The organism is Streptomyces sp. AC555_RSS877 (genome assembly GCF_019049245.1).
Taxonomy (GTDB): Bacteria; Actinomycetota; Actinomycetes; order Streptomycetales; family Streptomycetaceae; genus Streptomyces.
In genome coordinates this window covers 12,051-17,879 of record NZ_JAGMUK010000157.1, presented here as the reverse complement: position 1 = coordinate 17,879, position 5,829 = coordinate 12,051, and the positions used below count along the sequence as shown (strand labels likewise).

Sequence of the window (5,829 nt, the reverse complement as noted above, 5' to 3'; positions counted from 1 at the left end):
CGGGCACCCCGCTACGACGTCGGCAAGACCGTCAAACGCCCTGAGACCCTCAAGGCCATCGGCAAGCCCGGAAGATCTTGGTAGATAAAGAACAAGCTGAGGGTTCGTCTCGAAACCTCCCGTTCAGCGATGCGTCGAAGTGTCATCATCGCAGGGTGACTTCGTCGATATCCGAGTCGTGGACCCGTATAGAGGCTTGGCTCGCCCGGCACACGCCTCGTACGTTCGCTGCTCTTGGCCCCCCGGCAGAGTGCTCGGCGATTGCCATGGCAGAACAGGCCATCGGACAGCCGTTCCCCGAGCCCTTGGTGGAGTCCTTGCTGCGGCACAACGGCATGGGCCACTGCGACCTGTTGCCACCGTTCTGGTCTCTGCTCGAGGTGCAGAGCATCACCAGTGCCTGGCAGACACGCATGAAGATCTACGGAGATGGGCTGGCGGGAGCAGAGGAAGGCGACCCGGACGGGGAGTACGGGCCGTGGTGGCATGCGCAGTGGATCCCCTTCGCCTTTGACGGTGCAGGGGACTACCTCATCATCGACCAGCGCCCCTACCGCCGCCGCGGAAGGATCGGCGATGCCGATCACGAAACAGGATGCTCTTTTTCGCGCCATCCCATGTGGGCGTCGCTCCCGGGTCTCCTGGATGCGACAGCCACGGCTCTGGAGACCGGCAAGGCAGTGGACGGCTACCTGCCTGTTGCAGTCGACGAGGATGAACTGGACTGGGATTTCTGATGTTCAGACCGAGGACAGCCTGGGGCACGAGGGGCTTTGCTGCATTCGGGTAACGGGGTGTGCGGCGAGGCGGGGTCATGAGCGTGATTGAGGGCGAGGCGAGCATCGCTGTGGAGTGCTCGGGACGGGTTTCGTAGTCGCCCACGTTCTGGCGTGCGTGCACCGACCACGCCAGCGACCTTGAGCAGGCCCAAGGGTGCTCAGGGACTCGTGATTTTGCCGCGTCGGTGGCTGGTGGACCGGTTTCGATCGTCAGGCGGAGGAACCACTTCGCAGGGCCGCGAGCTTGCTGCGTAAACCAAGTCGGCCCAGACGATGGTGATTCGGGGTGCATGAGGCGGAGCCGGAAGAGGGCTTCGCGGGCGGCTTCACCGACTTGCGAAGTGACCGGGACGCGAGAAGGGCACATCAAAGGCCGGTCCACCGCGGACATTTCGGCCATGGCCGTGGTGGAAGCGTGGACTTCTTTGAGGCCGCCACCAGATCATCTCCCGGCATCTGCGGACCCTGGACGACGTCGGGCTCGGCTATGTGAAGCGCGGCCAGGCGGCCACAACACCGTCGATCGACATGGGACCGGAGGGCGGCCCAGCGGGGCGGCGAGGTCATACCCCAAGGCACCCCCGAACAGGTCGCGGCCGACGTACGGTCGCACACCGGACGATCCCTCAACTCCCTGCTGGCCAGTCGGCCTTGGCGATGACGGCTCCAGCCGGCGGGCACGGCCGGCTCCGGGCGCTCACCAAACTCCAGGCCGTTGCACAGCTGATCACAGTCGAGGCGGGCGGCCGTGTATCGCCGCACCGGTTTCACTACCGCCGGCACCTCTGAGAACTCTCTGAAACCGCGCTGAATGGCGGGTCGGCCACGATCTGCGGCATGACGACGACGGCCTTGTCAGGGACAGCCCGGGAGGGGATCACCATGAACGGCCTGGGACTGATCCGTCGGCACGCGGCGGCCTTCGGGCGCTTCGCCGGGCTGGGCAGCGGGGTCACCCTGGCGGCCTCGGCAGCCCTGGTCCTGCTCGCGCAGTGGATCCCGTGGATGGTGGCGAACGCGCTGACCACCGTCGCCTCCACAGTGGTCGCCACCGAGCTGCACGCCCGCGTCTCGTTCGGCCACGGACGGCCCGGTCTGGCCGGCCATCTGAAGAGCGCGGCCACCATTGCCGTCGGCTGGCTGGTCACGTCCGCCGCGGTCGGCTCGCTGGCCGTGCTCCGTCCCGACTCCGGACTCGTTTTGCAGCAGACGGTGTATCTGTCGGCCACCGCGCTCGTCGGGATCGGCCGCTATCTCGTCCTGCGTCTGATGGTGTTTGCGGAGCGCGTCCCGCGGTCCCGGACCGGCGGCGGCGTCAGGTCGCGGGCTGCGTGCGACGTGGCGGCCCGCGCCCGGACTGCGCGTTCTGCCGGTCATCCACGACGGCACGCCGGTTGCCGGATGTCGGGCACAGACTGGACAGTCGTTGGCTGACGCTCTCGTCGCTCGCACAGAGTCGGGCCGCTGCCAGGGAGCGGCGGCCGCGATCGAACGTGCCCCATGACCGCTTCCTCGGGTACACCCGCGCCGACAGCCGTGAACATGATTCTGAGGGCGATCGCCAAGCGAACATCTCCTCACACTGGAAGAGATCGTTGGCTTTGGTCAGGTGGAAAGCGCGGCCTTCAGCATTCGCCGGACCACTGCGGTCAGCTCGGCTACATCGGGCAGTGGGCGGGTCGTGGCCAGCGCGCCGGCGAGCCAGTCGTACAGCAGGCCGTCGGTCCAGGCGACGAGCAGATCCGCTGCCGGCTCCGGACGGGGAGCCCCGAGCGCTGTCAGCAGGGCGGTGGCCTTGGACCGTGCGCTGAGGCCGGCGGTCTGCAGGTCGGCACGCAACTCCGGCCGACGGGTTGCCTCCAGGCTCAGTTCGAAGCGGGCGAGCTGGCGGTCGCGCGCCGCCGTCAGCCAGTGGTGCAGCAGTGCGGCCAGCATGCCTGCGGCGGAGTCCAGGTCCAGGCGCTCGTGGTCCGCTTCCCAGCGATCCGCATCGGCGACCGAGAGTGCGGCCAGGCGGAGGTAGCAGGCGCTGATCAGGGCGCTGCGGGTGCGGAAGTAGTAAGACGTGCTGCCGGCCGGCAGGCCCGCGGCGGCGTCGACCGCGCGGTGGGTCAGGCCGCGCAGCCCGGCGGTCGCGACGGTGCTGATGGCGGCATCGGCGATCAGGTCCCGGCGGTCAGGGGTGGACATGCCCGCACTCTACAGATGTAGAGTGCGGGCATGTCACCTCTACAGATGTAGAGGTGACAGGTATGGGGGAGGCAGTCGACATGGGTGTTCGTCATGCTGTGGTGGCCGGAGGCGGAATCGGGGGCTTGACCGCGGCGGTGGGCCTGAGCCGCCGCGGCTGGCGCGTCACCGTGTGCGAACGAGCCTCCGTACTCGCGGGCATCGGCGCCGGCATCGTGCTCGCCCCGAACGCACTGCGCGCCCTCGATTCGATCGGCCTGGGTCCCGGTCTGTGCGCGGGTGACGCCCTGCCCGGTCAGGTCGGACTGCGTACGCCCGACGGCACTTGGCTGAGTCGATCCGACGACGGCGCGGTGGCCGCCCGCTATGGGCTCTCCCCGCAGGCCGTGCACCGCGGCTTCCTGATCGACACGCTCGTGGCTGCCCTGCCGGCCGACGTCGTACGTCTCGGCGTATCAGTGACCGGCGTGGAGGACGTGGGGGACACCGTGACCGTGCGTACGTCGGCAGGCGACCTGCGGGCCGACGTCGTACTGGCGGCGGACGGCATGCGCAGCGTGCTCCGCGGACAACTCTTCCCGGCTCACCGCGGGCTGCGTCACGCCGGTGAAGCCGGATGGCGAGCGGTGCTTCCCGGTACGGGCCTGCCTGCCCAGCAGGCTGCCGAAACCTGGGGGCGAGGCGAGCGGTTCGGCGTCGTTCCACTCACCGACGGACGTATCTACGTCTACGCCACCGCCGTATCCGTCCCCGGTGCGAGACCGGCCGACCATCACGAAGAGCTGACCCGGCGCTTCGGCGCGTGGCACGATCCGATACCCGCACTGCTGGACCGGCTGAACCAGCGGAACCCGGCCCCGGTGGCCATACTCCACCACGATTTCCACGAACTGGCCGCGCCCCTGCCCCGGATGCACGCCGGTCGGGTGGCCCTGCTCGGCGACGCCGCCCACGCGATGACCCCCAACATGGGGCAAGGCGGCTGCCAGGCCATTGAGGACGCCGTTGTCGCGGCGCACCTCCTCGCGCAAGCCGACGACGTGCCAGCCGCGCTCGCCGCCTACACAAGGGTCAGGCACACGCGGACCACCCGGATCAGCCGCCGCTCCCGGCGCATCGGTGAACTCGCCCGGCTCTCCCACCCGCTTGCCGTGTCCATCCGGAACCTGGCCGTACGAGCCACGCCGCAGACGTTGTCGCTGAGAGCCCTGGACACGGTCCTGGACTGGCAACCACCATCCGCCACCGTCAGCGTCACCGAACAACGGTGAACACCACAGTCACTGAAATGTGCGTTCAGCTTCTGCTGGAACACCCTGGTTCGCGCTGCCCCTGCTCATTCAGCAGACCCGCGACTCGGCCCTGACGCTCTGTCAGGACCGTTGAGGTGGGGGAGAACCGGGGCCCCGTCAGCCCTCGGCCAGACTGCCGGCCCCAGGCACTCCGGGCCGTCCGTGGCGGGCCTGGCCGACGAAGCCCCCGCACGCAGGCGGTGCATGTCGAGAGCACCAAATACCTATCAGGGAAGGGGAGTTACCTCGCGCATCCTGGGTAACCGAAGCGGCGGTCGGTGCACCGGCCGACTCCACCGACTCCGCCCGCGCGGACGGAGTGACGACCCAAGAGGGGGGCTCATGGGCAGCACTGTGAGGCGAGCGTGGACCAGATCGGGCTGTGTGACGGCGACAGTTCTGGCGGTGCTGGCCGTCGGCGTCGGTCCGGGAGGCGCGGCGACCCCGGGACCCGTATCCGTCACGACGAGTATGGAACCGGCGGACGCCACACTGGGGTACCGCGCCAACGCCCGCCACGACAGTTTCGTCGCCCAGGCGACGGCGGCCCCGCCGTTCACGAAGCTCTGGTCCGTCGACCTCGGCTCGGCCGTCTCCGCGCCGGTGGCGATCGGCGGGCGGGTCTTCGTCGTGGTCAACGCGGTGGACGAGGAGGAGACCGGCGGCCCACGCATGGAACTCGTGGGTCTGGACGCGGCCACCGGCACGAGACTGTGGCCCCAGCGCCTGATCGCCGACAACGATCCCAAGGCCACCCTGGCCTACGGTGGCGGGCTGCTCTACACCCAGACCGGGCGAGGCGTGGTGACAGCCTGGGACCCGGCGACGGGCACGCAGCGGTGGTCTCGCAGTATCGGCTCCGGCATCTGCGAGTACCCGCCCACCTGGTACGACGGCGTCCTGTACACGCAGGACGGCCGCGGCACGGCGATGGCGCTGCGTGCCGCTGATGGAGCGGAGCTCTGGCGGGCTCCGCTCGTCGACTGGGGAATGTCGCCCGTGGTCGTCGACAACCTCGGGGTGTGGTTCGGCTTCGACAACTACTCCTACCAGCTACTGGACCGGGGCACCGGCCGGGAACTGCGGCGTTACGACGTACCTGACCTCACCGCGCTCGGCGGCAACCCCATCGTGCGGGGCGCCGGAGCGCTGTGGCTGCGCAGCAAGGTGGCCGACGACGAGCGGACCGTGGCCTACGACCAGCACACCGGCGCCGTCCTGCGCTCCTTCCCCGCCGACGCCACGCCCGCGTTCGGCCCGGGCCGGGTCTACGTGACCTACCGCGGCACCGTGAAGGCAGTCAGCACGACGACGTACACGACGGCCTGGAGTTACCGCAGCCCGCGCCAGTCAGCCACCGTCCGCCTCGTCGCCGGCGGCCATGTGTACGTCCAGGACGGTGACGGCCGCCTCGTGGTCCTGAACGAGCGCACCGGCGCCGTGGTCTGGTCCTACCGGCTGTGGGCCGAGCCACATCCGCAGGAGAACGTGATCGCGGAGGAGGACTGGGCGGGCTGGGTCAACCCCGGCATCGCGACCACCCGCGGCCGGGTGTTCACGCCCGGGCA

At 69.3% G+C, this 5,829-nt stretch carries 5 protein-coding genes; 4 read left to right on the top strand and 1 reads right to left on the bottom strand.

Going from position 1 to position 5,829, the window contains the following annotated elements; genetic code table 11:
- Window positions 1-188 precede the first annotated feature (188 nt).
- Both KUM49_RS38020 and KUM49_RS38015 read left to right on the top strand, forming a co-directional pair.
- Window positions 189-737, top strand: a complete 549-nt coding sequence (locus KUM49_RS38020) for an SMI1/KNR4 family protein (protein WP_308406939.1) — start codon at window positions 189-191, stop codon at window positions 735-737.
- Window positions 738-1,616: 879 nt separating this feature from the next.
- Window positions 1,617-2,213, top strand: a complete 597-nt coding sequence (locus tag KUM49_RS38015; protein ID WP_254402406.1) for a hypothetical protein — start codon at window positions 1,617-1,619, stop codon at window positions 2,211-2,213.
- Window positions 2,214-2,384: 171 nt separating this feature from the next.
- Here KUM49_RS38015 and KUM49_RS38010 read toward each other — a convergent pair whose 3' ends face one another.
- On the bottom strand, window positions 2,385-2,969 hold the full coding sequence (locus tag KUM49_RS38010) for a TetR/AcrR family transcriptional regulator (RefSeq protein ID WP_217241531.1): 585 nt from the start codon (window positions 2,967-2,969) through the stop codon (window positions 2,385-2,387).
- A gap of 80 nt (window positions 2,970-3,049) precedes the next feature.
- Between KUM49_RS38010 and KUM49_RS38005 the strand changes: the two genes are divergently transcribed.
- Both KUM49_RS38005 and KUM49_RS38000 read left to right on the top strand, forming a co-directional pair.
- Window positions 3,050-4,240, top strand: coding sequence for an FAD-dependent monooxygenase (locus tag KUM49_RS38005; protein WP_217241533.1), 1,191 nt, complete (start codon window positions 3,050-3,052; stop codon window positions 4,238-4,240).
- Between the two features lie 405 nt (window positions 4,241-4,645).
- Window positions 4,646-5,829, top strand: a 1,184-nt coding sequence (locus tag KUM49_RS38000) for a PQQ-binding-like beta-propeller repeat protein (protein WP_217241530.1), incomplete at its 3' end; no start/stop codon positions are given.

What these genes read in the sequence shown, in the direction of transcription:
- KUM49_RS38015 (WP_254402406.1), top strand. Translation starts at nt 1,617, where the DNA reads ATGACGACGACGGCCTTGTCAGGGACAGCCCGGGAGGGGATCACCATG.
- KUM49_RS38010 (WP_217241531.1), bottom strand. Translation starts at nt 2,969, where the DNA reads ATGTCCACCCCTGACCGCCGGGACCTGATCGCCGATGCCGCCATCAGC.
- KUM49_RS38005 (WP_217241533.1), top strand. Translation starts at nt 3,050, where the DNA reads ATGGGTGTTCGTCATGCTGTGGTGGCCGGAGGCGGAATCGGGGGCTTG.